At 43.0% G+C, this 25,594-nt stretch carries 28 protein-coding genes; 25 read left to right on the top strand and 3 right to left on the bottom strand.

Going from position 1 to position 25,594, the window contains the following annotated elements:
- Positions 1–4: 4 nt before the first annotated feature.
- Positions 5–1,513 carry a polyamine aminopropyltransferase gene (locus H3U82_RS07235; protein WP_084585861.1) on the bottom strand — a complete coding sequence of 503 codons (1,509 nt, stop codon included), beginning with the start codon at positions 1,511–1,513 and terminating at the stop codon, positions 5–7.
- A 197-nt stretch (positions 1,514–1,710) separates the two neighbouring features.
- Between H3U82_RS07235 and H3U82_RS07230 the strand changes: the two genes are divergently transcribed.
- From H3U82_RS07230 to speD, 4 genes are read left to right on the top strand one after another with little or no spacing between them, the layout of a single operon-like run.
- Positions 1,711–2,109, top strand: a complete 399-nt coding sequence (locus H3U82_RS07230; protein WP_110413902.1) for a DUF350 domain-containing protein — start codon at positions 1,711–1,713, stop codon at positions 2,107–2,109.
- A 32-nt stretch (positions 2,110–2,141) separates the two neighbouring features.
- Positions 2,142–3,185: an SPFH domain-containing protein gene (locus H3U82_RS07225; RefSeq protein WP_370520361.1), complete on the top strand. Its 1,044-nt coding sequence runs from the start codon at positions 2,142–2,144 to the stop codon at positions 3,183–3,185.
- Positions 3,186–3,193: 8 nt separating this feature from the next.
- Positions 3,194–5,032: a DUF4178 domain-containing protein gene (locus H3U82_RS07220; protein WP_198209818.1), complete on the top strand. Its 1,839-nt coding sequence runs from the start codon at positions 3,194–3,196 to the stop codon at positions 5,030–5,032.
- Positions 5,020–5,397: an adenosylmethionine decarboxylase gene (gene speD / locus H3U82_RS07215; RefSeq protein ID WP_084551310.1), complete on the top strand. Its 378-nt coding sequence runs from the start codon at positions 5,020–5,022 to the stop codon at positions 5,395–5,397. Before H3U82_RS07220 ends, speD begins: the two co-directional genes overlap by 13 nt.
- 287 nt (positions 5,398–5,684) lie before the next feature.
- Here speD and H3U82_RS07210 read toward each other — a convergent pair whose 3' ends face one another.
- Positions 5,685–6,491 carry an outer membrane protein assembly factor BamD gene (locus tag H3U82_RS07210; protein WP_038648650.1) on the bottom strand — a complete coding sequence of 269 codons (807 nt, stop codon included), beginning with the start codon at positions 6,489–6,491 and terminating at the stop codon, positions 5,685–5,687.
- Between H3U82_RS07210 and rluD the strand changes: the two genes are divergently transcribed.
- The 20 genes from rluD (at position 6,490) to H3U82_RS07110 (ending at position 24,302) form a co-directional block, all read left to right on the top strand.
- Positions 6,490–7,620, top strand: coding sequence for a 23S rRNA pseudouridine(1911/1915/1917) synthase RluD (rluD, locus tag H3U82_RS07205; RefSeq protein WP_198209816.1), 1,131 nt, complete (start codon positions 6,490–6,492; stop codon positions 7,618–7,620). The two genes, H3U82_RS07210 and rluD, sit on opposite strands and share 2 nt — an antisense overlap.
- A 9-nt stretch (positions 7,621–7,629) precedes the next feature.
- A complete protein-coding gene (pgeF, locus tag H3U82_RS07200; protein WP_084553286.1) occupies positions 7,630–8,421 on the top strand; it encodes a peptidoglycan editing factor PgeF in 792 nt (263 codons plus the stop codon).
- A gap of 319 nt (positions 8,422–8,740) precedes the next feature.
- A complete protein-coding gene (locus H3U82_RS07195; RefSeq protein ID WP_198209814.1) occupies positions 8,741–9,268 on the top strand; it encodes a DUF6882 domain-containing protein in 528 nt (175 codons plus the stop codon).
- 401 nt (positions 9,269–9,669) lie between these two features.
- Positions 9,670–10,401 (top strand): beta-ketoacyl synthase chain length factor, encoded by a 732-nt coding sequence (locus tag H3U82_RS07190; protein WP_037392580.1) that lies wholly within the window; start codon positions 9,670–9,672, stop codon positions 10,399–10,401.
- A gap of 41 nt (positions 10,402–10,442) precedes the next feature.
- Entirely contained in the window at positions 10,443–11,168 is a 726-nt protein-coding gene (locus tag H3U82_RS07185) for a 1-acyl-sn-glycerol-3-phosphate acyltransferase (protein ID WP_232332616.1), read from the top strand.
- A gap of 3 nt (positions 11,169–11,171) precedes the next feature.
- Complete coding sequence (locus H3U82_RS07180; RefSeq protein WP_037392583.1) at positions 11,172–11,429, top strand: phosphopantetheine-binding protein; 258 nt, start codon at positions 11,172–11,174, stop codon at positions 11,427–11,429.
- 37 nt (positions 11,430–11,466) lie between these two features.
- Positions 11,467–11,724 carry an acyl carrier protein gene (locus H3U82_RS07175; protein WP_025330056.1) on the top strand — a complete coding sequence of 86 codons (258 nt, stop codon included), beginning with the start codon at positions 11,467–11,469 and terminating at the stop codon, positions 11,722–11,724.
- Positions 11,717–12,265 carry a membrane protein gene (locus H3U82_RS07170; RefSeq protein WP_041879327.1) on the top strand — a complete coding sequence of 183 codons (549 nt, stop codon included), beginning with the start codon at positions 11,717–11,719 and terminating at the stop codon, positions 12,263–12,265. The genes H3U82_RS07175 and H3U82_RS07170 overlap by 8 nt, the downstream gene beginning before the upstream one ends.
- A gap of 2 nt (positions 12,266–12,267) precedes the next feature.
- The gene (locus tag H3U82_RS07165) at positions 12,268–13,971 is read left to right on the top strand and encodes an AMP-binding protein (RefSeq protein WP_198209812.1); all 1,704 of its coding nucleotides are present in this window, start codon (positions 12,268–12,270) and stop codon (positions 13,969–13,971) included.
- Complete coding sequence (locus H3U82_RS07160) at positions 13,968–14,708, top strand: glycosyltransferase family 2 protein (protein WP_198207596.1); 741 nt, start codon at positions 13,968–13,970, stop codon at positions 14,706–14,708. Before H3U82_RS07165 ends, H3U82_RS07160 begins: the two co-directional genes overlap by 4 nt.
- Positions 14,701–15,651, top strand: a complete 951-nt coding sequence (locus H3U82_RS07155; RefSeq protein WP_198209811.1) for a glycosyl transferase family 2 — start codon at positions 14,701–14,703, stop codon at positions 15,649–15,651. The genes H3U82_RS07160 and H3U82_RS07155 overlap by 8 nt, the downstream gene beginning before the upstream one ends.
- Positions 15,635–16,084 (top strand): thioesterase family protein, encoded by a 450-nt coding sequence (locus H3U82_RS07150; protein WP_084551338.1) that lies wholly within the window; start codon positions 15,635–15,637, stop codon positions 16,082–16,084. Before H3U82_RS07155 ends, H3U82_RS07150 begins: the two co-directional genes overlap by 17 nt.
- Position 16,085: 1 nt before the next feature.
- Positions 16,086–16,688, top strand: coding sequence for an outer membrane lipoprotein carrier protein LolA (locus H3U82_RS07145; protein ID WP_078474300.1), 603 nt, complete (start codon positions 16,086–16,088; stop codon positions 16,686–16,688).
- Positions 16,672–19,020, top strand: a complete 2,349-nt coding sequence (locus H3U82_RS07140; protein WP_198209810.1) for an MMPL family transporter — start codon at positions 16,672–16,674, stop codon at positions 19,018–19,020. Before H3U82_RS07145 ends, H3U82_RS07140 begins: the two co-directional genes overlap by 17 nt.
- Positions 19,007–20,260: an NAD(P)/FAD-dependent oxidoreductase gene (locus tag H3U82_RS07135; protein WP_078474302.1), complete on the top strand. Its 1,254-nt coding sequence runs from the start codon at positions 19,007–19,009 to the stop codon at positions 20,258–20,260. The genes H3U82_RS07140 and H3U82_RS07135 overlap by 14 nt, the downstream gene beginning before the upstream one ends.
- Positions 20,254–20,694, top strand: coding sequence for a hypothetical protein (locus tag H3U82_RS07130; RefSeq protein WP_025330065.1), 441 nt, complete (start codon positions 20,254–20,256; stop codon positions 20,692–20,694). Before H3U82_RS07135 ends, H3U82_RS07130 begins: the two co-directional genes overlap by 7 nt.
- Positions 20,687–21,907 (top strand): beta-ketoacyl-ACP synthase, encoded by a 1,221-nt coding sequence (locus tag H3U82_RS07125; RefSeq protein WP_198209809.1) that lies wholly within the window; start codon positions 20,687–20,689, stop codon positions 21,905–21,907. The genes H3U82_RS07130 and H3U82_RS07125 overlap by 8 nt, the downstream gene beginning before the upstream one ends.
- On the top strand, positions 21,888–22,355 hold the full coding sequence (locus H3U82_RS07120; protein WP_078474304.1) for a hypothetical protein: 468 nt from the start codon (positions 21,888–21,890) through the stop codon (positions 22,353–22,355). The genes H3U82_RS07125 and H3U82_RS07120 overlap by 20 nt, the downstream gene beginning before the upstream one ends.
- Entirely contained in the window at positions 22,348–23,082 is a 735-nt protein-coding gene (gene fabG / locus H3U82_RS07115; protein ID WP_370524566.1) for a 3-oxoacyl-ACP reductase FabG, read from the top strand. The genes H3U82_RS07120 and fabG overlap by 8 nt, the downstream gene beginning before the upstream one ends.
- Positions 23,076–24,302 (top strand): beta-ketoacyl-ACP synthase, encoded by a 1,227-nt coding sequence (locus H3U82_RS07110; protein ID WP_084553267.1) that lies wholly within the window; start codon positions 23,076–23,078, stop codon positions 24,300–24,302. Before fabG ends, H3U82_RS07110 begins: the two co-directional genes overlap by 7 nt.
- Here H3U82_RS07110 and H3U82_RS07105 read toward each other — a convergent pair.
- Entirely contained in the window at positions 24,286–24,930 is a 645-nt protein-coding gene (locus H3U82_RS07105; protein ID WP_084553265.1) for a 4'-phosphopantetheinyl transferase superfamily protein, read from the bottom strand. The genes H3U82_RS07110 and H3U82_RS07105 overlap by 17 nt on opposite strands.
- 33 nt (positions 24,931–24,963) lie before the next feature.
- Here H3U82_RS07105 and H3U82_RS07100 point away from each other — a divergent pair, with 33 nt between their 5' ends.
- Entirely contained in the window at positions 24,964–25,389 is a 426-nt protein-coding gene (locus H3U82_RS07100) for a hypothetical protein (protein WP_025330071.1), read from the top strand.
- Positions 25,390–25,594: the final 205 nt, after the last annotated feature.

Genomic DNA, 25,594 nt, shown 5'->3' with positions numbered 1-25,594 from the left:
TCCTTTAGCGCATGACAGCGCGCCAGTCAGCTTCAAAATACTCTACCAGCTTTTGTGTATTCAGATGATTGGGTTCAACAGAGCGGCGTTGCATATCTTTCGGAAAAATAAACATTTCTCTTGTACTATCGGCATCCAGATAGCGTGTTGGTACCTGATAATGATCAGGAATCAGAAATTCACCGCTCTGATTTGCCATTACATAACCCCATTCACCGAATGACGGAACATAAACATGGTAAGGCAGAGTCTTTAAGCCGGCTGTTTCCAGCGTGTTCACAATACACCAGAACGCATTCGGGGCGAAATAAGGTGAAGTGGACTGCACTACGATATTGCCCTGCGGATTTAAATGCTGTGCAACCATCCGGTACATCGGAACTGAATACAGCTTGCCCAGAGAGAAATTAGACGGGTCGGGAAAATCAATAATGATTGCATCAAATTTCTGCTGATTGTGTTCCAGCCACTGTGCCGCATCCGCATTGATAATATGCATTTTCGGATTATTCAGTGAATTCTGGTTAAGCTGGCGCAAATGAGTAGAGTTACGGAATACTTTAGTCATGCTGGCATCCAGATCGACCAGAGTAACCTGCTTAACCTGAGGGTATTTCAGTACTTCACGAGCAGCCAGTCCGTCACCGCCGCCCAGTATCAGAACACTGGCAGTCTGAGGATTCTGTTCCATTACCGGCAAGACCAGTGCTTCGTGATAACGGGCTTCATCCATTGAAGAAAATTGTAAATTGCCGTTGATAAATAAACGGGTATCATTATGCCATTTTGTAATGACCAGACGCTGATAAGGAGAGGCTGTGCTGTATACGACCGGATCGCCGAAATAATGCTGTTCTGCCTTATCAGTAATTTTATTGGCATAGCAGAAAAGAAGAATCAGAATAAGCAGAACCACATTACCGCGCAGATACAGGCTGCGGTAGCGGCGTAAGTTTTTTTTAAATAACCGCGCAGTTAATAATGCAACAACCGTATTCAGAATACCGAACAGCAGAGCACTTCTGGCCATACCGAGTTTGGGTGCCAGAATCAAAGGAAAGAGCAGGGAAACAGCCAGGGCACCCAGATAATCAAAAGTCAGCACCCGGCTAACGACTTCTTTAAATTCAACTTCCCGTAAATTGAGTACCCGCATGACCAGCGGCAGTTCCATTCCGGTAACAATACCGATGGTCAGTACCATTCCGTACAGTATCGAACGAAAAGGTGTCTCAGAGAAGCCAAACAGAACAAACAGCAGCAGCGCAGAAATACCGCCAACGATGCCCACCAGAATTTCGATATCAATAAAACGGCTTAATGCATCTTTGTCCTTAATATAGCGTGTCATATGTGCACCGATACCCATCGCAAACATGTACACGCCGATAATTGAAGAAAACTGAAGTATCGAATCACCAAGCAGATAACTGGCCAGAGCAGCAATAATCAGTTCATATGCCAGACCGCAGCTGGCTACCACAAATACCGATACAATTAAAGCAGGATTCACCGTTTATCCTTTTATTCATTTTGTCTGCTTCAGGCACAGGCTGCTGTGAGGCATCCTGTCTGACTAAACTGTATATACTGATAAGGCAATAGTTATATTCAGATGTTAAATTTATGCATATTAAAGTAAATTCAATACTATACAAAATAATTATTATACGGTATGTTTAACATCAGAAATAATCGGGATAATAAATAATGACAATTCCTTTATTGCAATATCTCCAATATTTAAAATACTTTGCGGTGGCACTATCCATGCTAATCGCATTTGCTTTGTTATATATGCGTATTACTCCTGTAGCTGAGCTGAAATTAATTAAACAGGGGAATATTGCCTGTGCTGTTTCGCTGAGCGGCTCAATGATTGGTTTTTGCATCACTCTGACTTCCAGTATGCTGCAATCAGTTAATCTGGTCAGTTTTATTATCTGGGGCATAGCAGCCATGATTATTCAGATTCTGGTGTATTTGATTGCTACCCTGCTGATACCTAAAGCTAATCAGGAACTGGCAAATAATAATATTGCAGTCGGAATTCTGTTTTTTGGTTTGTCTGTGGCTATCGGTATTCTTAATGCTGCAGCATTAAGTTAATAATTAACTCTAATTTAAACTGGATACGAACAATGGTAATGAATTCAATTTTTGGCAGTAATGGTCTGGGTGGCTTCATTAAGAAACAATTTATTGACGTTATCCAGTGGGAAAATCCTGACCCGGATGTGTTAATGTGGCGGTTTCCCTTACAAGATCAGGAAATTCAGAATGGTGCCGCTCTGGTGGTGCGTGAGGCACAGTCTGCTCTTTTTGTGGATGAAGGTCAGATCGCAGATCAGTTTGGTACAGGAACATTTACCCTTAATACCCAGAATCTGCCTTTACTCACCAATCTGAAAAACTGGAGTAAATTATTTCAGTCTCCATTTAAATCGGATGTGTATTTTTTCAATCTGCGTCAGCAATTATCCAGACGCTGGGGGACTGCACAGCCGGTTACCATTCGCGACAGTGATTTTGGCGCCATCGCTGTACGCTCGTTTGGCATGTACACTTTTCGCATTGCCCAGCCGGCAGTTTTCTTTCGTGAAGTAAGCGGTGTCTGTGAAGAATACCGAACTGAAACACTGGAAGAGCAGTTGCGTAATCTGGTCATTACTCAGATGGCCACTGCTTTTGGCAATTCTTCTATTCCTTTTCTGGATATGGCTGCTAACCAGCTAATGCTGTCACAGCAAATGATCACATTACTGAAACCGGCTTTTGCAGAGCTCGGACTGGAGCTGGAAAAGTTTACTGTGGAAAGTATTACTCTGCCGGAAAATCTGCAAAAGCGTCTGGATGAGCGTATCGGCATGGGTATTGTCGGGGATATAGCACGTTATACCCAGTATCAGACTGCACAGGCCATTCCGCTGGCAGCAGAGAATGAAGGTGGTATTGCCGGAATTGGTGCCGGACTGGCTGCCGGTATGAATATAGCCACTGTGATGACTTCCGGTCTGACCGGAACGGTGGCTGCACAGACTGCACCGGCCGGTAGTACTGAAAACGGAACTTCAGATTTAACTGCCCGGCTCGCGCAACTGAAAACATTGCTGGAGCAAAACCTGATTAGTCAGAATGATTATGATACTGCCAAGGCTGAGATTATCAAAAAAATCACCGGTTAATTCGCAGTATGAATAGTTCATCCTCTTATCTTCTGCACACAAGCTGTCCCAGCTGCGGGGCTGAAATCGGAATCCGTTCAGCCACCGCAGTCACTGCGGTTTGCGGCTATTGTCATTCTGTTTTATTAGTTAATCAGAATAAACTGCTTCAGTCAGGGCGCCATTCTGCAGTATTGAATGATTTATCTCCGCTGCAAATCGGTACTACCGGTAAGTGGCAGGGTAAGTCATTTATTCTGATCGGGCGTATACAAGTACATTATGAAGCAGGTTTATGGAATGAGTGGCATGCACTGTTAGAAGATGGCAGCAGTGCATGGCTGTCTGAAACTAATGACCGTTTTGCTTTTACCCGTTTGCAGCCGGCATCTGCCGGTGAGGAAAAATTACCCGAATTCAGTAGTCTGAAAGTCGGTAAAACATTTTTTAAGTATCAGTCACGTTGGTATGCTGTAGCTGATATTCACAAAACCAGCCGGGGTCAGTATGTGGCTGAAGGTGAGTTACCTGTATCGCTGCCAAATTCTGAAACAGCACTGGTAGCTGATTGCCGTAATGGTTTGTCATTTATTACGCTGGATTACTCATCCGGTCAGCAACAGCCTGAAGTATTTGCAGGTCGGGGAGTGACCCTGAAATCACTGAAACTGCAAAACACTCGCAGAAAAGAACAGATACGCAGCCAGGCCGGTTATGTAAAAGGCAGTACTAAAAGAGGTAAATGCCCGAGTTGCGGCGGTGAAATTCTCTGGGTAAGCGGGGTAACCGATTACGTACTATGCCAGTATTGCCACGGTCAGATGGATATGAGTGAAGACGCGGCATTACAGAAAAACATCAGTGAGAAGCGTGAATGGTATGAGCGTCAGTTAACCATTAAAATTGGCAGTAAAGCACGTATCAACAATGAAGACTGGTGGGTACTGGGTGCAATGATACTGGTGGAATTGCCAGTACAGATAGCTTTTCCGGATGTACCTTTGTATGTTCAGGTTATGCGTGAAGAGACAGAGGAAGAAGACAGTCTTGGCTGGACTGAATATCTGCTTTACTCACCCAGAAAAGGCTTTTTATGGCTGCTGGAGCTGGAAAATAATCAATGGGCAATGTCTTCAACACTGGACGATTGGCCTATTTTAAACGGACCATTACAACCGCTCGATTTAAAAAGAGAAGATATTCCGTTTTTATATGATTATGCTGCCCATGTAATGTATGCTGCCGGTGCATTTTACTGGCAGGTTGCTCCGGGCGACAGAATGTATTATATCGATTATGGTTGCAAGGCGCATAAACTGTCTACAACGCTCACGGACAACGAACAATCATGGTCTGTGGTCAGCACCATCCCTGCTTCTCTGGTGGCTGCATGGTTTCAAAATGATAAAAATATCAGTATTAAAGCAAAACCCCTTGAGCGGGATAAAGCTGTTGAAATTGTGCGTGAACATCAAGGCATTAAAGCAAAAGATTTTAATGCCGACAATATCAGAAAATGGTCCCGGCAAACCTTTATAAATTCTCTGTTTAATATTTATAACCCTAATTTCTGGATAGCTTTATTTGTTGTTTTAAATTTACCGGTAATTTTTATAATATTGGTCGGCGGACCGGCTGATTATGACTATGGAATTGATGCGGTGCTAGTGTTTATATTTGCTTTTAGTTTACTGTCGACTGTGCCCAAATTAAAAACTCGTCAATTAAATAAAACCAGGAAATACAATATTTATATTGCTGCAATACTATTAATTGCATTTACATGGATAGATTATGCCGCGCATGAAACAGATACAAACTCTTCGGGCGGGCATTATTATAGTAGCAGCGGGCGATGGCACAAATAAAACAGCTTAGTCATAGTGTAGGGCAGCACTGTTTACTGGATGTTTATCAAACAAACGGTAACTGGTTGCAGGATGCTGTTGCCATCGAAGAATTATTGCGTCAGGCTGCGCAGGCAGCACAGGCGCATATTCTTACCAGTTATTTTCATACTTTCGGCGGCAACGGTGGTGTTACGGGTGTATTGTTATTGGCTGAATCACATATCAGTATCCATACATGGCCTGAATATCACTATGCTGCCATTGATATATTTATGTGCGGACAGTTACTGACTGAAGCTGCTGTGGCAAAATTACAAAAATTATTACCGGATGCACAGATGCAGATTCGCTGGTTAGCACGCGAATATTTGCCAAAAGTATAAAATTTTTTCTGAACTGAAATCAGGGTAACAATAATCAAAACATACTTTTCAATTTCAGAAACGATGCCTGCAGAAATTCCGAGCATATTGAATAAATATTTGCTGTAAAAAAGAATAAAGATTACTTTTATTTGTAAGTCCTGATTACTTCTGTGCACCATGTGCAAAAACTATACAGAGCAGAATAATCAATTGTACATATACAAAAAATCAGACCAATACCTGCGAATTGGTCTGATTAAGAAGTGTAGCTTATCTGAGACTGAGTACCGGAATATCAGCCGTAATTACTTCCAGTAACGCCACCATGGAATGGTATTGTGATCCTGCCATGGTTTCTGTAAATACGGGCTGTTCGGGAAATTCTGTGCCAGTACACGTTTGGTGTCATCACTGAGTTTCTGCTCGCCCAGATTTGCATATGCTGAAACCATTATTGCCAGAGCTTCTTCAACATTTGGCGTATTCTGAAATTGAGAAATTACAGTCTGTGCCCGTCCTACCGCAGCAAGCCATGCACCGCGCTTCATATAATAGCGTGCCACGGAGAGTTCATTACCACCCAGTGCATCCAGCAGTTTCTGCATTTTGGCACGGGCGTCGTCAGCATATTTGCTCTGTGGAAAATACTGTACGAGCAGAGCAAAAGTAGCATAAGCTTCACGGTTTGCTTTAGGATCGCGGTCAGACCAGTCCTGTTTTGCCAGTTTGCTGACAAATGATTTGTCTTCATTGAGCTGAATCAGCGCTTTCAAATATAGCGCATAATCCATATTCGGATGTTGCGGATAAAGACGCTGGAACTGTTCAATAGCAGCCAGTGCCTTATCGTTCTCATCATCCTTATAATAAGCATAAGCCGTATCCAGCTGAGCCTGTTCGGCATAAGAACCATAAGGAAAACGTGCCTGCAGAATTTCGTATAATTTCTCTGCATGAGTATAATTACGGTGCATCAGCTCATCATGTGCTTCATTGTACAGACGCTGAACTGACCAGTCCTGGGTAATCTGGGAATCTTTATCTACCGTACTTGTGCTGGCACAGGCACTCAGTAACAGGCCTAAGGCCACCGCCAAAAACAAATTTTTCATGAAAGACACTTCTTTGTTAGAGAATGATGACGATTATAACGATGATTTGCCATTTACGGCAGATGATAGTACACAAAGTTATAAAAATTGGACAGTACCTAATGAACTGGCCGGCCTGCGTCTGGATGCCGCACTGGCAAAACTGGCACCGGAATTTTCCCGCAGCCGGCTGACTGCGTGGATAAAAGACGGACATGTCACAGTCAATGGCAGCGTAGTCCCGCCCAAGTATAAACTGATTGGCGGCGAAGCCATACAGGCAGCCATCCAGCAGGATAAAAGTCAGCTGGCTTTCATACCGCAGGCTATGTCACTGGATATTATATATGAAGATGATAGTGTACTGGTACTGAATAAACCGGCCGGGCTGGTTGTACATCCTGCAGCAGGAAACTGGCAGGGCACATTACTCAATGGTCTGCTCGCGTATTGCCCGGCACTGACACAAGTACCACGAGCCGGTATCGTGCACCGTCTGGATAAAGATACCAGCGGATTAATGGTTGTTGCCAAAACCATAGTCGCACAAACTCATCTGGTTCGTCAGTTACAGGCACGGACAGTCAAACGTACCTATCGTGCTGTTGCTGACGGGGTAGTGCCGTTTGACGGTAAAATTGAAACACTGATCGGACGTGATCCGCATAATCGTACCCGTATGGCTGTTGTCCCTTTTGGCGGCAAAGAGGCCATTACGCATGTTAAAGTACTCGAACGTTATGCCGATTTCAGCTATATCGAATGTCAGCTGGAAACCGGCCGTACTCATCAGATTCGCGTGCATATGAAAGCTGCCGGACATCCGCTTGCCGGAGATGCTCTTTATGGTAATCCGCGCCATCACGCCACAACAGAAGTCAGAGACGCTATTAAAATGCTGGCACGTCAGGCACTGCATGCCTACCGGCTGAGTTTTATTCATCCGCAAACTCAGGAGAATATGCAATTTGAAGCTCCGTTACCGGCTGATATTTATCATTTACTGTCTGTACTGCGTTTACAGGCTGGCATGGACTCTTCCATTAAAACCGAAGATCAATGGCAGCAGCGGCTGAGTGCGGAAGCAGCAGAAGATGATGACTGGGACGACGATGATTATGATGTGGATGTTATTTATGTACGCGAATAGGACAGAGGAATGAATCAATGGGACATGAATCAGGCACTCGGTCTGAATCAGAATAAAAATGTCTTTTTTAATGCACAATGGCCGGCACCAGCCAGTGTGCATACCCTGTTTACAACACGTCAGGGCGGTGTGAGCCAGCCACCGTTCAATTCATTGAATGTCGGAGCACATGTCGGTGATAACGCAGATGCCGTGCAGCATAATCGTGCATTAGTACAACAACAGGTAGCAAAACCTCTGGCTTATCTGAATCAGGTGCACAGCGCAGATGTTATTAATGCTGTGTCTGCGTTAACTGCGTTGCAGTCAGGTACACCGGCCAATGCTGATGCAAGCTTTTGTCACCGCGGCGAATCGGCAGCCTGTGCGATTATGACAGCCGATTGTTTGCCGGTATTATTGTGTGACCGTGCCGGAACTGTTGTTGCTGCTGCACATGCCGGCTGGCGCGGACTGGCAAACGGAGTATTGCAGAATACTGTAGAGGCTATGCAGGTTAACCCTCTGGAAATATTAGCTTACCTTGGTCCTGCAATCGGGCCGGAAGCTTTTGAAGTAGGCGCTGAGGTATGGGAGGTGTTTTGTCTGAAACAGCCAAAGGCACAGACTGCATTTACAGATATTGGTAATAAGCACTATCTGGCTGATATTTATGCTCTGGCACGGCTGGCTCTTGCAGATGCCGGCGTGCATCAGGTATATGGTGGAACGGAATGTACTGTATTGCAGCGTGAGCGTTATTTTTCTTATCGTCGTGACGGGAAAACCGGACGTATGCTCAGTGCAATCTGGCTCGAATAAAACCGCAATGGATTAAATTGTTTACAAATCGAATTCATTTTTTAGCCAGAGCATCAATGTTTTTTAGGAAAGAATCAACTTAAAAATAAATTGTTGATGCTTCCGGCGAAAAACTTAATCTGATCATGCATGCTAATAAAGTGGTAAGTATCTAATAATAAATGCTAAATAATGTTGTAGGTATATACTTTGTTAAATTAACTATAAAAAACTGATTTAGAAGTTGATAATTATCGTGATATAATTCAAATAGTTATAACAAGCAATAAATATATAAAATAATTTTTTCTTAACCAGCATTATAAACAGGGGATAAAACATGGGTAATTTCTTAAAAAAACTTTTTGGCAGCAAAGAAAAAAATACTGATCAGCATACAACAGAGCTTTCCGAGCCAGAGCTTACCATTGCACGCGCAAATAACGAGATACAATTACGCACGCAGATAGCAATAGATACTTGGGGTCTTGATACTGCTGAATGGAGTGCAGACCTTGATACCGGTACGATTACTTTTGTCAGTCATGAAAAAAAACTGATGGTAACTGCCCCAGTACAAATAGTTGGTACATACAATACTGAAGACAATACCTGGTTATGGGGATGGGGTCATCCGTCTGTCAGTGAATCGCTCAGTGTAGCTGCACAAAAAGTACGAGATTTTGGTACAGAATATCATCTGGAAGCACTCACCACTCGCAAACTTGAGATTTCTATGGAAGATGCATGGGGATTTGCTGCACTTGCGTGTTACCTCAGCGGTGGTGAAGGCTGCTATACCGGTTCGGCAGACACAACGAAAATATTCATGGTCTATGGTACGGTAACAATAAGTAATAAAGACTAACTAGCAAACTATTATCGGAGTAATCAGTAAGATTAGATGTGCATTGCTTTGTGGATATGACATTGAAATTTACATAAATAAGCGCTTTAACAGAGGAGCACGGCTTTTATGTGCTGATAGGTATACACTAATATCTGCAAATACATTAATTTAAAATCCAAATAATAATTAACACTTAATTTAAATTTTAAATTACATTTAACCATTTACTCTTAATATTTTTAATCATTAACTATTAGTTATTTATGGCATTTAATATTGTATAATCAAATACTTTAAAATTTACCAAATATATTGAAATTAAATTGATTCAAATGACATTAACAATTAACAAAAAATCTTATTGTTTATTGTTATATATTTACATATAATGTCAAGTTTATAAGATTTTCAACAGATATATGAAATTTTCAATATCTGACTGGCATGCTGTTAGTCCTTTTCATCATACGCCGGAAGACTGGCAAAAATGGGTTGCTCAGCGCAGAAATGTAGGTGGTTTACCGGTTAAAGATGTGGATTTATCTTTTTTGCCGGCAATGAAAAGACGCCGCTTAAGCTCTGCTGCTCGTTTGATGTTTGCTGCGTCATGGCCGCTGCTGCAAGAGGATGCTTCCTGTCCGGTAGTTTTTGTTTCTCATGATGGTGAGATCAACCGCAGTTTTCAATTGTGGAAAAGCCTGATACAGCAAGAAGAGTTATCACCCACTTCGTTTGCCTTATCAGTACATAATGCCATTATCGGACAATGGTCGCTGATGCGGGGTGATATGAGCGAAAGTATTGCGCTGACTGCCAGATACAATGGTTTGGAAATCGGAGTTACTGAGGCTGTAGGTCTGCTGGAAGAGGGGGCATCACAGGTTTTGGTAGTTGTAGTAGAAGAACCTCTGGCTGAGGAATATAACGTAGCTGCTGTACGTGCTCCGTTTCCGCTGGCACTGGGGTTAATTATTACCAGAGGTGAACAGGTAAGCCTGACTTATTCAACAGCAGATACTGGCAACGAATTATTATCTGGTGAACTGAATTATTACAGTAGTGCACTGGAATGGATTACACAGCAGATTACAGCGCAACCGGTGCGTCATCAATCTGCGGAGCAAGGTATCTGGCAGTGGCAAATTGGTTAACGGATTGGTGTAACTGGCTGTGGCGCTGGTGTGCAACAGCAATGGGTTTTGTAATTTTTGGTGTATTCGGGCTGCTGTTTAAAATAATTCTGTGGCCTTATACCTTACCTGCTGCAAGAAAAAATGCAGATAGCCAGATAAAAGCGCGACGGCTGGTTGCATCTGTCTGGGCGGCATTTATCCGTTATCTGAGTATCACAGGAGTTATTGCTGTCCGCTATCATGGTTTTGAACGTTTGGGTCGCCCCGGGCAACTGATTCTGGTGAATCATCCTTCATTACTGGATGTTGTGTTTATGCTGGCCAAGGTGCCGGTGCTCAACTGTATTGTTAAGAAGGATTTGTTGCATAATCCGGTAATGAAAAACTCGATACTTGCCTGTGGATTTTTACCGAATGATGAATCCTTACAGGTTATTGAGGATGCGGATGCAATACTGCGCAGCGGGCAGAGTATGCTGATTTTTCCTGAAGGCACACGTACCGGATGGGATAATAAAATTTGTTTTAATCGTGGTGCTGTGTCTATCGGATTACGCAGTGCCAGCGTAATTACTCCGGTCGTGATTGTCATGAATCCGCCGGCACTGAAAAAAAACCAACCCTGGTATCAGATACCAAAACAGAAAATTCATTATGATTTTTATGTTGGTGATGATATCGATCCACAGCAGTGGTTACAACGCAAACCTTTGCCAATTGCGGCAAGACAACTTAACCAGCAGTTGCAGGAATATTTCCAGCAGGAATGCAGTAGAAGAAAGTAGTAAATGAGCGATTTAGTTATTCAGATTAAAGAATTAATTATTGACAGTTTAGGGCTGGAAGATATCACAACAGATGATATAGGTGATGATATGGCCTTATTCGGGGATGATGGTCTAGGACTTGATTCAGTAGATGCTCTGGAGTTAGGTCTGGCCATTCAGAAAAAATTTGGTTTGCAAATGGAAAGTGACAGCAGCCAGCTGCGCGAGTATTTTTTTAGTGTTAATACATTAGCAAATTACATCCAAAGCAAACGTTAAAGATAACCTGTTTTTATTTTAAAAGGGAAACCTGTGTATGACTGAACAGGAAATTTATGCCATTCTGGCAAATGCACTGGAAAATCTGTTTGAAATTGCTCCAGAGCGAATCAAGCCGGAAGCCGATTTATTTGCAGATTTAGAAATTGACAGTATTGATGCTATTGATCTGATTGATTATATCAAGCGCCAGACTGGACACAAATTACAGGCAGAGGATTTTCGCAATGTGCGTACGGTAGCTGATGTGATTCAGGCAGTCATGAACAAGGCCAAACAGGCCGAGAATGCCTAAATTATATCCGGTAATTAATACTGTACTCGTTCTGGTCAGTATCCTTTACCCGTTTATCTGGTATTTTGGTCAAAAATACACCGGTGTTATTCCGGTTGCAGTATTAATGGCGCTGATCTGGCTGTTACGGGCATTACTTAATCGTCAGCCATTACAAAAGCTGTTGTCATGTGCAGTAATGTTACTGTTTATCGTTTTAGCATGGCTGCATTCAGCTAAAGCCATGTACTGGTATCCGGTAATGGTAAGTGCGCTGCTTTTGCTGGTATTTGGTGCAAGTCTGTATAGCCGGCAGTCTTTAATTGAGCGTCTTGCCCGCTTACAGCGTCCTGATCTGCCTGCTTCAGGTGTACGCTATACCAGACGTATTACTCAGATATGGTGCGGTTTTTTTTGTGTGAATATCATAATTACCGCTGGTTTGATTACCGGTGAATACTGGCACGCATGGACTGTATATACAGGGCTGATTTCTTATCTGCTGATGGGAATACTGTTTGGCGGAGAGTTTCTGTATCGGCGGTTAATATTAAAAATATAAATATGATGACGTCAGAGCAATTCTGGGCAGAGCGGGCCCGAAGTCAGGCTTTATTTACTACTGGTCAGAGCAGCATGAGCTGGCAGCAGGCCATGGCACAAATAACGGCATTAAGCCAGTATTTGTCTGATCATTCTGTCAAACGTGCCGGTCTGTATTTTGATGATAGTGCTCATTTTGCTATCGCTTTACTGGCATGTGTGCAGGCCGGTACAGATGTTTATCTGCCGGCTAATCTTTCTGATGAAAATGCTCAGTGGCTGGAGCAGACTGTAGATATTTATCTGTCTGATGAAATTAATAATCAACTAAATATTCCGTCATTACCGGCATCTGCATGGATTTCACAGAGTTACAGTGAGTCTGACAGAAAGCCGATAAATAATATCGCGGTATTTTTGCAAACATCAGGTTCTACCGGTAAAGCCAAACTGATTAAAAAAGACTGGAACGTACTGTGTCTTGAGGCACAGATTCTGGCAGCGGTATTACCGGATTCAGTTATCAAAGACCGGCCGGTTGTGCTGGGCAGTGTCAGTGTACAGCATATGTATGGGCTGAGCTTTCTTATTATGCTCAGCATGTATCTGGGATTGCCGCTTTATCGCCAGCGCCTTATTTTTCCGGAGTTATTGCTGGTAACTAGTCAGGCTTTTAAAAAAGTGATCTGGATCAGCAGTCCGACTTTACTGCATACATTCCGGCAAACTCATGATATCTCTCTGGCTAAAGGGCATGTGAGTGCTGTTATTTCTGCCGGCGGAATACTGGCACAAACCAATAAAGATTTTTTGCATGAGCATATCTGCTCTGAAGTAATTGAAATTTATGGCAGTACTGAAACTGGCGCAGTAGCCAGTCGAATCAAACAGCCATACTGGCAGTTTTTTCCTGATATTAGTTATAGCGTTAGTCAGAATGGTTTATCTGTTCAGTCGCAGCGCTGTACTACTGAGCAATTACTGGCTGATGCAGTGGTGGAGCATGAGAATGGTTTTGATTTGTTAGGCAGGATAGACCGGATTATCAAACTGGCAGATAAACGTATTTCCCTTATGCAACTGGAAAATCAGCTTATGCAGCATGAATGGGTTGCTGATATTCATATTCTAAAGCATCCTGAGGGTACTCATCTTGCGGCATGGGTGGCTTTGACCGATGCCGGCATTCAGGAATGGTGCAAACAGGGACGCAAAGTTATTATTCATCAGTTAAAAAACTATCTGGCTAAAAGTCAGGAAAAAATTGCCTTGCCGCGCCATTGGCGGTTTACAACAATGTTGCCGCGCAATACACAAAGTAAACTGAATCCGGAGGATGTACAACAGGCCATTTTACAGCCAGTTATCAATCCTGTTGTTCTGGATCAAAAAATGATTTCTGCAGATGAATACTGGTTACGTATTCAGGTCCCTCTGGATCTGGAGTATTTCAAAGGTCATTTCGATGTATTTCATCTGGTACCGGGCGTTATTCAGATTAAATGGATAATAGAACTGCTACAACAATGTTCGTGGCTGGTTCAGGCACCGTTACAAATGGAAAATCTGAAATTTCAACATTTTCTTCGGCCGGCTGATGTTGTTGAACTGGTATTTAAGCGTGATTGTGTCCGCAGAAAAATTTCCTTTCAATGCACAATGCAGGATAAAAAAATTACTTCCGGCCGGTTGGTGATACCTGATAGTGAAAGTGATGCATCATGAAAGTGCTGGCATTGATTCCGCATTATAACCATTTGCATACAGTAGGTAAGGTAGCTCAGTCGATGCTGGGCTACGGGATAGATTGTCTGATTGTAGATGACGGTTCTGATGAAACAATTCGTACGCAATTACGTGAATTATTACAACCCGGTATTGAAATAATTTATCGTGCCAGTAACGGTGGCAAAGGTGCAGCGGTTAAGGATGGCATAAAGTATGCTGCCGTACATGGCTATACACATATTTTGCAGGTAGATGCTGATGCACAGCATTGTCTGGAAGATACGCAAAAACTGATAACTGCCGCTGAAGCACAGCCTCATGCAGTTATTTGCGGGCGACCGGTTTACAATGACGATACACCAAAAGCACGTCTTTATGGACGTAAAATTACTAATTTCTGGTTGGCAGTAAATACGTTATCAATGGATATTCAAGATGGAATGTGCGGATTCCGTATTTATCCGCTGGTTCCTACCTTTGATGTGATCAGAGAAAAAAAAATCGGTAATTACATGGATTTTGATGCTGAGCTTCTGGTGCACCTGCATCGGCGGGGCTGTGTCTTTATCTGGATTGATACCCCGATTACTTATGCTTCCGATGGTATTTCCCATTTTCGGGTCTGGAAGGATAATGTTCTGATTTCCAGAATGCATGCACGTTTATTTTTCAATATGTTATTGAATTTACCGGATATTTTACGAAATCGCCGGAAAAGGAAGCTCCATGGCTAATTCAATCCGCCACTGGGCTAATCAGCAGGAACGGGGAAGTAGCTTTGCCTTGCTTCTGACCCGTTATCTGGTTAAATATTGTCCTGTACTGCTTTTGTCACCGATAGTTTGTATAGTAGTGGCATATTTTTATCTGACCGCGTCATCAGCACGCCGAAATGTTGCCTGTTATCAGCATTTATTAGCAGAAAACCATACAGAGCTGTCCCGGATTCTGTCCGTAAAAGGATCTGTATTCTGGCAATTTTATGCTTTTGCTCAGGCTATAGTCGACCGCTTCGCGGTCTGGCAGGGGCGCATCAGATATGAAGATCTGATTATTCATGATCCAGATAATCTTACTCAGTATATTGATCAACCTGTTGCAGGTACTACGGGTCAGATATTTGTCTGTTCACATTTAGGAAATACAGAAATCTGCCGTGCATTAGTCAAAAAACATAAAAGTCTTATACTGAATGTGCTGATTCATAGCAGCCATGCAGTGAAATTTAATCAGGCTTTAAAAGACGCCGGTGCTTCACGGATTCGTTTAATTCAGGTGACATCTCTGGATACAAAGGTAATGATGGAGCTGAATGAAAGAGTGCAGCGTGGTGAGTGGCTGGCTATTGCTGCTGACCGTGTACCGGTAAGAGGAGAGAAAATTGTAGCCATCCCATTTCTCGGGCAGACAGCAAACTGGCCGCAGGGACCATGGTTATTAGCCGGATTATTAAAAGTACCAGTCAATACCTTGTTCTGCTTTAAACAGCAGGGTAAGTATCATTTACATATTCAGCGTTTTGCAGCAAATGTGAACTGGAAACGGCAAAAAAGGGAGCATTGTATTAAACAATATGTTCAGCAATATGCTCAATTGTTAGGTACTTATTGCTGTAAAGCACCAAGACAATGGTTTAATTTTTTTGATTTTTGGAATCAGAATGACAGAGCAATATAAGCAGTTACGGCACAGTGTGATTATTGAAGTACCTTTCTTTGATGTCGACTCAATGGATATTGTCTGGCACGGACATTATGTCAAATATCTGGAAGTAGCACGCTGTGCTTTTTTAAGTGCTATAGGTTATGATTACAACGTCATGAAAACCAACGGTTATGGCTGGCCGATTGTGCAACTGAATCTCAAGTATGTACGACCGGCTGTTTTCGGACAGAAAATCCGCGTTGAAGTTGTATTAAAAGAATATGAAAGCTGTTTGAAGTTTGATTATGTCATTAGTGACATTATCAGCGGCAAAAAGCTTACCAAGGCATCAAGTATGCAGGTTGCTGTGTGTATGCAGACACGGGAAACTCAGTTTCAGACGCCTGAAAGCTGGTTACAGGCAGTGCGAAATGCCATGCAAAATGGTTTGAAAGGGGAAGATTAATATGTTGAGAAAAATTTTATTTATTTGCTGGTGTTGCCTGTTTAGTGGATTGTTATGGGCTTTTGATTTAACTGAGCTACAAAATCAATTGCAACGGCCGCAAAATATAAAAGGTGATTTCACGCAGCAGCGTTTTTTGCGCGGTACCAATAAACCCATTATTGCACAGGGACAGTTTGTACTGGTACCAAAAGCCGGCTTATTATGGCAGATGAAAAAACCTTTTGCAGATACCATGAGGGTGCGTAAATCAGGTATTGATCAGCTAAACGCCAATAATAAATGGATTGCCAGCAAACAATCAGCCAGTGCGCAAAAAAATCAGGTAAAGCTTTTTCTGGATCTGCTTGCCGGGCAAACCAATAGCATACAAAGCCAGTTTACTATGCAGTTGCAAGGTACTGCTCAAAACTGGAAATTACAATTACAGCCGAAAAGTGTATTGATGAAACAAATTTTCACCAGAATTGATATTCAGGGTGATGAGTCGGTGAAAAAAATTGTACTGTCTGAAGTGCAGGGCGATCGTACAGAAATTACATTTTCCGCTTTGAAAATTAATACAGCCCTGAACAGGTTTGAGCAAAATGCCGTTTTACCGTAAACGCGTCTGGGCTGGTCTTTATTTACTGCTGATATTTTTTGTGGCGGCAGCGTTATTTTATAGCTTTCTGCAACAGAATCGTCTGGATACTGATTTAACCAGCCTGTTGCCTGATGACGGGCAGAATACACAGGCACAGCAAATGGCTAAAATGCGCATGAATCAGCGCATGAACCGTGATATTGTGGTTTTAGTGGGCAGTAAATCGCCTGACAAGGCGGTTGAGGCGGCACAGATGATTCAGCAAAAATGGCAGGATAGTCATATATTCCAGTCTGTTACAGGTAAACTTGAGCCAGATATTGCCGCTTTGCAGGCCAGTATGCAACGACTGAGCCTGGCTGTCGTTTCAGAACAAAGCTGGCGCAATATTATCAATCAGCCTGAAGAAGCTTTTGCCAGACAGGCGCAAACACTCGTTAATCCGTTTGCTGAGCGTAGCATATTGCCTGTTGATCAGGACTGGCTCGGACTGGGTAACATCATTATGCATCAGGCCAGTCAGGACGGACCTGTTTATTATAATTTTCAGACGGGCTGGCTGAATATAGATGATGGTGATACTACATGGGTTTTACTACGGGCGCGTTTACCGGAAAAAGCCGGACTGATTAATGTACCAGATGGTCTTCTTAAAGTAATTCATGATACTCAGGCATCTCAGGATGTGCAGGTACTGATGGCTGGTGGTGCTATTTTTGCCGCAGAAAATAAAGCCACCGGAGAGAAAGAAAGCCAGTATATGAGTATACTGGGTATGGGCTTAACTTTTCTGCTGCTGTTGTTGCTTTTCCGCAGTCTGCGTATTTTATATTTATTACTTCCTCTGGCAGTAGGCATCTTATTTGGTCTGGCAGCTACCGTAATGCTCTTCGGACATATCCATATTCTCACTCTGGTAGTGGGAACCAGTTTGATGGGTGTATTGCTGGATTTTCCTTTGCACTGGCTGGCCAGTGGCGTGATTCAGCAGCAATGGAATCGCTGGCAGGCTTTACATATTGCAGCTAAAGCCTTTTTATTAAGTTTGATTATTACTTTACTGGGTTATGCGGCTTTACTGATTACACCTTTGCCGATATTGCAGCAGACGGCGATATTTTCTGCTGCTGCGCTGATTAGTGCATTTTTATTCAGCTTACTTTGTTTACCTGCATTTTTTTCTACTACTCAGGCATATATCTATCCTCAGGCTTTGAGTGCCATGTTGTCTTTCGGTAAATTTATCGTCCGCAAGAGGCAGATTATGGTACAGAAAAAATGGCCGGTATTACTGATTCTGCTGCTTATTGGCGGAGGCTTATTGCGGCTGAACACTCAGGATGATATCCGCCAGTGGGCCAATCTGTCACCACAATGGATGGCACAGGCACAAAAAATCGGTTTACTTACTCAGACGATGCCGTCCGGACAGTATTTTGTATTACAGGCAGATAATGATGATGAATTGTTACTGAAAAGTCGTACTCTGGGCAAATCATTACAGGATTTGGTTATACAAAAACAATTATCTGGTTTTCAGTCTCTTGATCAGTGGGTTATGCCGCTTAGCATCCAAAAGCAGCGCCAGCAGGATGTAAGTCGTCTGTCAAGCAATACAGATAACTGGCGTGATTTAGTTAATTTGGGCATAGATGATCACAGTATCCGGGATTATCTGACTGGTTTACAAAAACTACCTTTGCAAACAATTTCCCAAAGTCTTGATAATGAACTGGGAACCGCATGGCAGGATTTGTATCTGGGCAAAATGAGTAACGGAAAAGTTGCGGCTATTGTCAGTTTGTCAGGAGTAAGTCAGGTTACTGCTTTACAGAAGCTGGCCGATAAAAATAACGGTATTTATTTTGTTAATAATTTACAGGCATTAAATCAGTTATTTACACATACGCGAAATCAGGCAATTGCTTTGAAGATAGCTTCTTATCTGGTGGCCATCGTATTGCTGGCTTATACTTTTGGCTGGCGTAAAGGACTTTTAATGCTGGCTGTACCTGTTCTGTCTTCATTAGCCTGTCTGGCTGTATTTGCTTATGCAGGCTGGCCATTGTCTTTATTTGCTATTTTTGGTCTGTTTCTGGTAACGGCAATAGGTATGGATTATGCAATCTATGTTTCCGTCAAACAGATGGCAGTAGCCGAACGTCTGGCCGGTGTATTGCTGGCTGCGACAACAACAATGATTTCGTTTGCTATTCTTGGTTTCAGCGCAACTCCGGCTATTGCCAGTTTTGGTCGCAGTGTTGCTCTTGGGGTATTTTTTAGCATGATACTGGCTCTGGCCTTGTTGCCCGGAGCCGATAACAGGGGGAGGTGTAATGAGTCAGTTTGATGTAGTAATAATTGGTGCAGGTCCGTCCGGAGCTATTGCCGGTGCTTTATTAAATAAAAAAGGTTATCGGGTTTGTGTACTTGAAAAACAAGTTTTTCCCCGGTTTGTGATTGGTGAAAGCCTGTTACCTCATTGCATGGAATTTATTGCAGAGGCCGGAATGCTGGAAGCAGTAAATGCAGGTGTTGACGATGGTTTCCAGTTTAAAAATGGTGCGGCATTTAGCTGGGGTAATCGCTATACCACTATAGATTTTACCGATAAATTTTCACCGGGTCCGGGTACTACCTTTCAGGTAATGCGGGGGCGTTTTGATCATATTCTTATAAGTGAAGCGCAGAAACAGGGCGTAGAAGTTCGTTTTGAGCATAGTGTTAACGGGATTGAGTTTGAGGATGCTGCTGCTGTTCTGTCAGTAACGGATACACAGGGAATGCCTTATCAGATTCGGACGCAATTTGTGCTGGATGCCAGCGGATACGGACGGGTATTGGCAAAATTGCTTGATCTGGAACAGCCGTCTTTCTTGCCTGAACGCATGGCTTATTTTACTCATATTGATGATAATGTTACAGATCCGGTATTTGACCGTAACAAAATTCTGATATGTACCCATCCTGATTTACGTGATGTGTGGTTCTGGTTTATTCCGTTCAGTAACAATCGTACCTCTATTGGTGTGGTCGGCTTGCCGGAATGTCTGAACAATCATGGAGCAGAGGGAGCGGAGGCTATTTTACAAAAATTTGTCAGTGAAGTGCCAATGCTCAAACGCATTCTGGTCAATGCACAATGGCACAACGATGTACCATTCCGGACCTTACGCAATTATTCTGCTAACGTTAAAAGTCTGTATGGAAAACGCTTTGCTTTATTAGGAAATGCTTCAGAATTTCTTGATCCGGTTTTTTCATCCGGCGTAACGATTGCCATGCATTCGGCCAAACTGGCTACAGATGTGTTGCACCGGCAGTTTTCCGGAGAAACAGTAAACTGGCAGCAGGATTTTGCTGATAAATTACAGATAGGTATTAACACCTTTAAGACTTATGTCAATGGCTGGTATAGCACAGCTTTTCAGGATGTTATATATGCTGAAAAAATTAATCCTGAAATCAGACGCATGATAAGCTCTATTCTTGCCGGCTATGCATGGGATGAAACCAACCCTTATGTTATCAATTCAGAACGTCGTCTGGCTGTTCTGGCAGAAATTTGTGGTCAAGCCAAAATATGTTAAAGAATTTTGTTATTTGGCTGATGATGTTGTTTTGTCTGAGCGCCTGTCAAAGTTTACCTGTGATTGATTCGTTACCGGTATTGAAGCAAACGCTCACTTTGCAGGTTACAGATAAAGATGGCAGTAACAGTCTGCTGTTAATTGAACCGTTGTCGGAGCAGCAATGGCGGTTTGTACAGGTTGATGGTTTAGGTGCGCCGATATCCAGACAGATTCTGCAACAGGGAAAATGGCATAATGACGGTTTTTTACCTCCTAATCCCAAAGCACGTCAGCTATTTACTGCTGCCTATGTTTATCTTGGTCATCAGTATCACTGGTCTGTACCTGCTGAACTGAATGATGTAAGAGTTTCTTCTGGTACAGATGGTATGGCTGCAGAAATAGAATGGCATAAACAGCATTGGAAAATCCGGGAGGTGACTGATGAATAAACCGGTTTTTCTAAGTCGTCCTGCTATGGTCAGTGCTCTCGGCTATGGTGTGCATGAGCATATAAGTGCTTTGCTGGGTGAAGCAGACAGCTATCTTACCCGTAGCGATTTCTGGGTAAACGGTAAATCATATTTATTCGGATCAGTCGAGACAGCATTAAGACCTTTTCCGGCCGGATTGAATCCGGATTTCTGTAGTCGTAATAATCAGTTGCTCTGGCACGCACTTTCACAGATTGAAGAAGACATTCAGGCTGCCATAACTGAATATGGGAACGATCGGGTAGCAGTTGTACTCGGTACATCGACAACTGGAAGTGATGATAACAGGGCCGCTATTGAGTATGGTTTTACGCGGCAGGACTGGGCAAACAGTGGTTATAATCAGACCTTGCAGTTAATGTCTTCACCGGCAGATTTTGTGGCTGAGATGTATCAGCTGCGTAATGTCCGCTATGGTATATCAACTGCCTGTACTTCAGGAGCACGAGCACTCATAAGTGCGGCACGGTTATTGCGTACTGGTATGTGCGACGCTGTAATTTGTGGCGGAGTAGATACTCTTTCAGCGCTGACTATTAATGGTTTTCATGCATTACAGGTATTATCTTCCGGGCAATGTCAGCCATTTACCGCCATGCGTGATGGTATCAATATTGGTGAAGCAGCAGCTGTATTTGTAATGACCCGGAATCCGTCCAGAGGTCTGCCTCTATTAGGATATGGTTCAAGCAGTGATGCCTATCATATGTCCAGTCCGCGACCTGATGCAGAAGGAGCCAGAAAAGTAATTCAGCAGGCTTTACATAAAGCACAGTTGCCGGCCAGTGCTATTGGCTGGGTTAATCTGCATGGTACTGGCACTACTCAGAATGATGCTATGGAAGCGCTGGCTATTCATAACGAATTGGGTGAGGAAGTATCCTGTGCTTCAACTAAAGCACTTACTGGTCATACACTTGGGGCAGCAGGTGCACTCGAAGCAGCTTTCTTATGGACAGTAATCAGTCGCCAAATTAATCCTGATGGTAAATTACCCCCGCATCGGGCAAAAACAAATCTTGATCCCGAATTAGCATTCATTCATCTGACACAATTTCAGGAAGCATTCAATGCTGATAGTCCGCGCATAGCATTAAGTACTTCATTTGCTTTTGGTGGTAATAATACCGCACTGATTATGGGGAGCAATAATGCAAACCCCGATTTATGATGTGGCTTCCCTGCTGCCGCATAGTGGCAAAATGGTGTTACTGGATGAAATTGTAAATTACAATGAACATAGCTTAACAGCCTATGCATACGTAAAACCAAATCAGATCCTGGTAAAGGGAGAATGTCTTCATTCATGGGCAGCAATGGAAATCATGGCGCAGGGCGTAGCGGCATGGGCCGGAGCATTAGCTCATGACGCCGGTGAACCGGTGCGACTGGGTTTTTTACTGGGAACAAGAAAGCTTCAACTTTATTTTTCAGCATTACCAGTACCCGTTATTTTGCAGATTAAAATTCATGCTTCTTTACAGGATACAAACGGCTTTGGCGTTTTTGACAGCCAGTTATGGTTGTGTGATGAAGCCAGAAATCCGAATCAGTTGCTGGCGGAAGCAGCACTTAATGTATACAGTCCTACTGAAAATGATCTAATACATGATGAATAATGATAAAACTATTCTGGTTACCGGTTCCGCACGCGGAATCGGCAGAGCAATTGCACTGACGCTGGCTCAGGCTGGCTGGGATATTGTACTGCATTGTCGCAGCCGGCGTGCTGATGCTGAAAAAGTAGCTGCTGAAATAGCGGCATTTGGCTCTCACAGCCGCATACTGACTTTTGATATCAGTGACCGGCAAGCCTGTCAGGAAGTTTTACTAAATGATATAGAACAGTATGGTGCTTATTATGGTGTGGTACTGAATGCTGGTATTACTCGTGATAACGCTTTTCCGGCACTAAGTAACGATGACTGGGATCAGGTGCTGGATACCAATCTGGATGGTTTTTTCAATGTACTGCATCCGCTGATGATGCCCATGATACGCCGGCGGAAAGCCGGGCGTATTGTTTGCGTTGCTTCTGTTTCCGGAGTAATAGGTAATCGGGGGCAGGTAAATTACAGTGCATCCAAAGCCGGTATGATTGGGGCAGCCAAGGCACTGGCAGTTGAGCTGGCCAGACGCAAAATTACTGTTAATTGCGTAGCGCCCGGGCTGATCGAAACAGAAATGATTGATGAACATGTACCTGTTGCTGAGATTCTGAAGGCTATACCTATGAATCGTATGGGACGGGCAGAGGAAGTAGCCCATGCAGTAGCTTTTCTGGTATCAGAACAGGCTGCTTACATTACCCGGCAGGTGCTGGCTGTAAACGGAGGTTTATGTTGAGACGTGTTGTGATTACAGGCATGAGCGGTGTCAGCGCGCTGGGAAATGACTGGTCTACAGTTAAAAGCGGTTTGCTGGCTTATAAAAATAAAGTAGTCCGTATGGAAAGCTGGGATCGGTATCAGGATTTAAATACCAGACTGGCTGCGCCGGTGACAGACTATTCTCCTCCTGCACACTGGACGCGCAAACAACTGCGCAGTATGGGAAAAGTAGCCCAGATGTGTACACAGGCTGCTGAAAATGCACTGGCAGATGCAGGACTGCTCGGAGATGAGTCTATTAAGGACGGGCGGATGGGCGTAGCGTGTGGTTCGTCTACAGGTAGTCCACAGGATATTCGCGACATCAGCGAACTTGTTCTTAATGGCAGCTCTGCAAATTTTAATGCCAATACCTACGTACGTATAATGCCGCATACTACGGCTGCTAATCTGTCAATTTTCTTTGGTCTAACCGGAAGGGTGATTCCTACATCCAGTGCCTGTGCTTCAGGTAATCAGGCAATTGGTTATGCTTATGAAGCAATTAAATCTGGCAAAATTGATATGATGCTGGCCGGAGGTGGTGAGGAATTATGTGTTTCTGAAGCTTTCGTGTTTGATTCGTTATATGCAACAAGTTTGCGTAATGAGACTCCGGAGCTATCACCAAGTCCTTATGATGCTGATCGTGATGGTCTGGTTATTGGTGAAGGTGCAGGTATTCTGGTGCTGGAAGAGTACGAAATGGCTAAAGCACGCGGAGCCAGAATTTATGCTGAAGTTGTGGGATTTGCCTGTACTAGTGATGGCTCGCACATCACCCGACCGGAACGTACGACAATGCGCCGTTGTATGCAGATGGCACTTGAAGATGCGCATCTGCCGGCTGCTGAGGTTGGTTATATTAATGGTCACGGTACAGCAACTGAACAGGGAGATATTGCGGAAACTCTTGCTACGGCGGATGTATTCGGATACGTGCCGATCAGTTCGCAAAAAAGTTATCTTGGACATACTCTTGGCGCCTGCGGTGCACTGGAATCATGGTTTTCAATTCACATGATGAATGAAGGCTGGTTTGCACCAACTTTGAATCTTAATCAGATTGATAGCCGGTGCGGTGAGCTGGATTATGTTGTCAACGAAGCCCGCAAAATTGATACAGAGTTTGTTATGAATAATAATTTTGCTTTCGGAGGGGTAAATTCATCTCTGATATTTAAACGGATGAGCTAACGGGCCATTGATGCCAGTTAAATTTGTAGTTATGCCAGCGACCAAATCCATAAGTACAATTTAACGGGGATGCAGAGCAGACAGCAGGATAGACTACACTGATATGCCAGCAATTATCAACAATACAGCTGTATGCCTGAACCGGATTATCCAATGCCGGAATATAAATTCCATCATATCCATCAGGTATTAAATTATATTGGTGCATATCAGATAACTGACCGTGTCTGACTTTAATCAATGCTTCTTTAAGTGTCCATAACTGGTAGAAAGAGCAAGATAGATTCTGCTGTTCAGATAGCCATTTCTGTTCGTTATCTGTACAGCAGAGCTTTGCCAGTGATATAAAATCACGTTCCTGTGCATACTCCATATCAATACCCGGAATATGCTGTATTGAAGAACAGGCGATTAAACCGGCATAACCTTTCTTATGTGTTAGAGAAAGCCGTTTATAGAAAGCTGAAAGCTGCTGTTTCAAAAACCGGCTGCTTTGCCAGTCGGTATGCTGAGCTAAATGCGGATTTTTCTGTAAACGCTGTTTGTCTGCCTGATCCAGTTTCAGGTTACTATATTGTCCGGAGACTTCGGATGATGCAAGCAAAATCAGACAATCTTGATTCATCATGTAGTACACTTCATTAATTAAAAGGAGTAAGGAATGAAAAAGTTTTCTAAAGTAATAACGCTGGCAGCATTGCTGGCTTGTGTGTCTGCTGCTTATGCACGTGATGATAAATTGCTTTTGTCTATTCAGGATGCAATTAATGCACCGGAAGCTGCACAGGTATTGAATCCGAAAATAAAAGTTTATTTTGCTCAGAGTTCCGGACGGGTAGTGCGTGCCGGTCTGGTTAGCAACCGTAAAACCAATAGTGTCGGCAAAACAGATGAAGAAGCCTGCCGTTGGGCATTTCTATCTGCTGTAAAACAGCTACAGGAACAGGCCGTTGCTCATAATGCCAGTAAAGTAACCAATATTGTCAGCTATTATAAGAAAAACAGTATGGCTAGTACAAAAGAATATGAATGTCATGCCGGCGGAGTGGTTGCAGGTGTTGCTCTGAAAGGGGATCTGGCAAATTAAAATCACAGCTGTTTGCCATACAACCGCCATTTGTCTGAATAAAAGATAAACCGGCGGTTTTTTATCACAAGTATAAACTCAAAAATAATTATCTCTCTTTTGTCTAAAATGTCTAAATAAAATTAATTCTATTAAGAAAAATAGAAATTTAACTTGCTTTAATGTCTAATTTTACGTATATTAGCTTAACGGAATATATTGTAGC

Source organism: Snodgrassella sp. W8132, assembly GCF_016100865.1.
In the GTDB taxonomy this organism is placed as follows: domain Bacteria; phylum Pseudomonadota; class Gammaproteobacteria; order Burkholderiales; family Neisseriaceae; genus Snodgrassella; species Snodgrassella alvi.
Note: the sequence above shows the minus strand (reverse complement) of the source record. Positions and strands in the feature narration are given on the sequence as shown.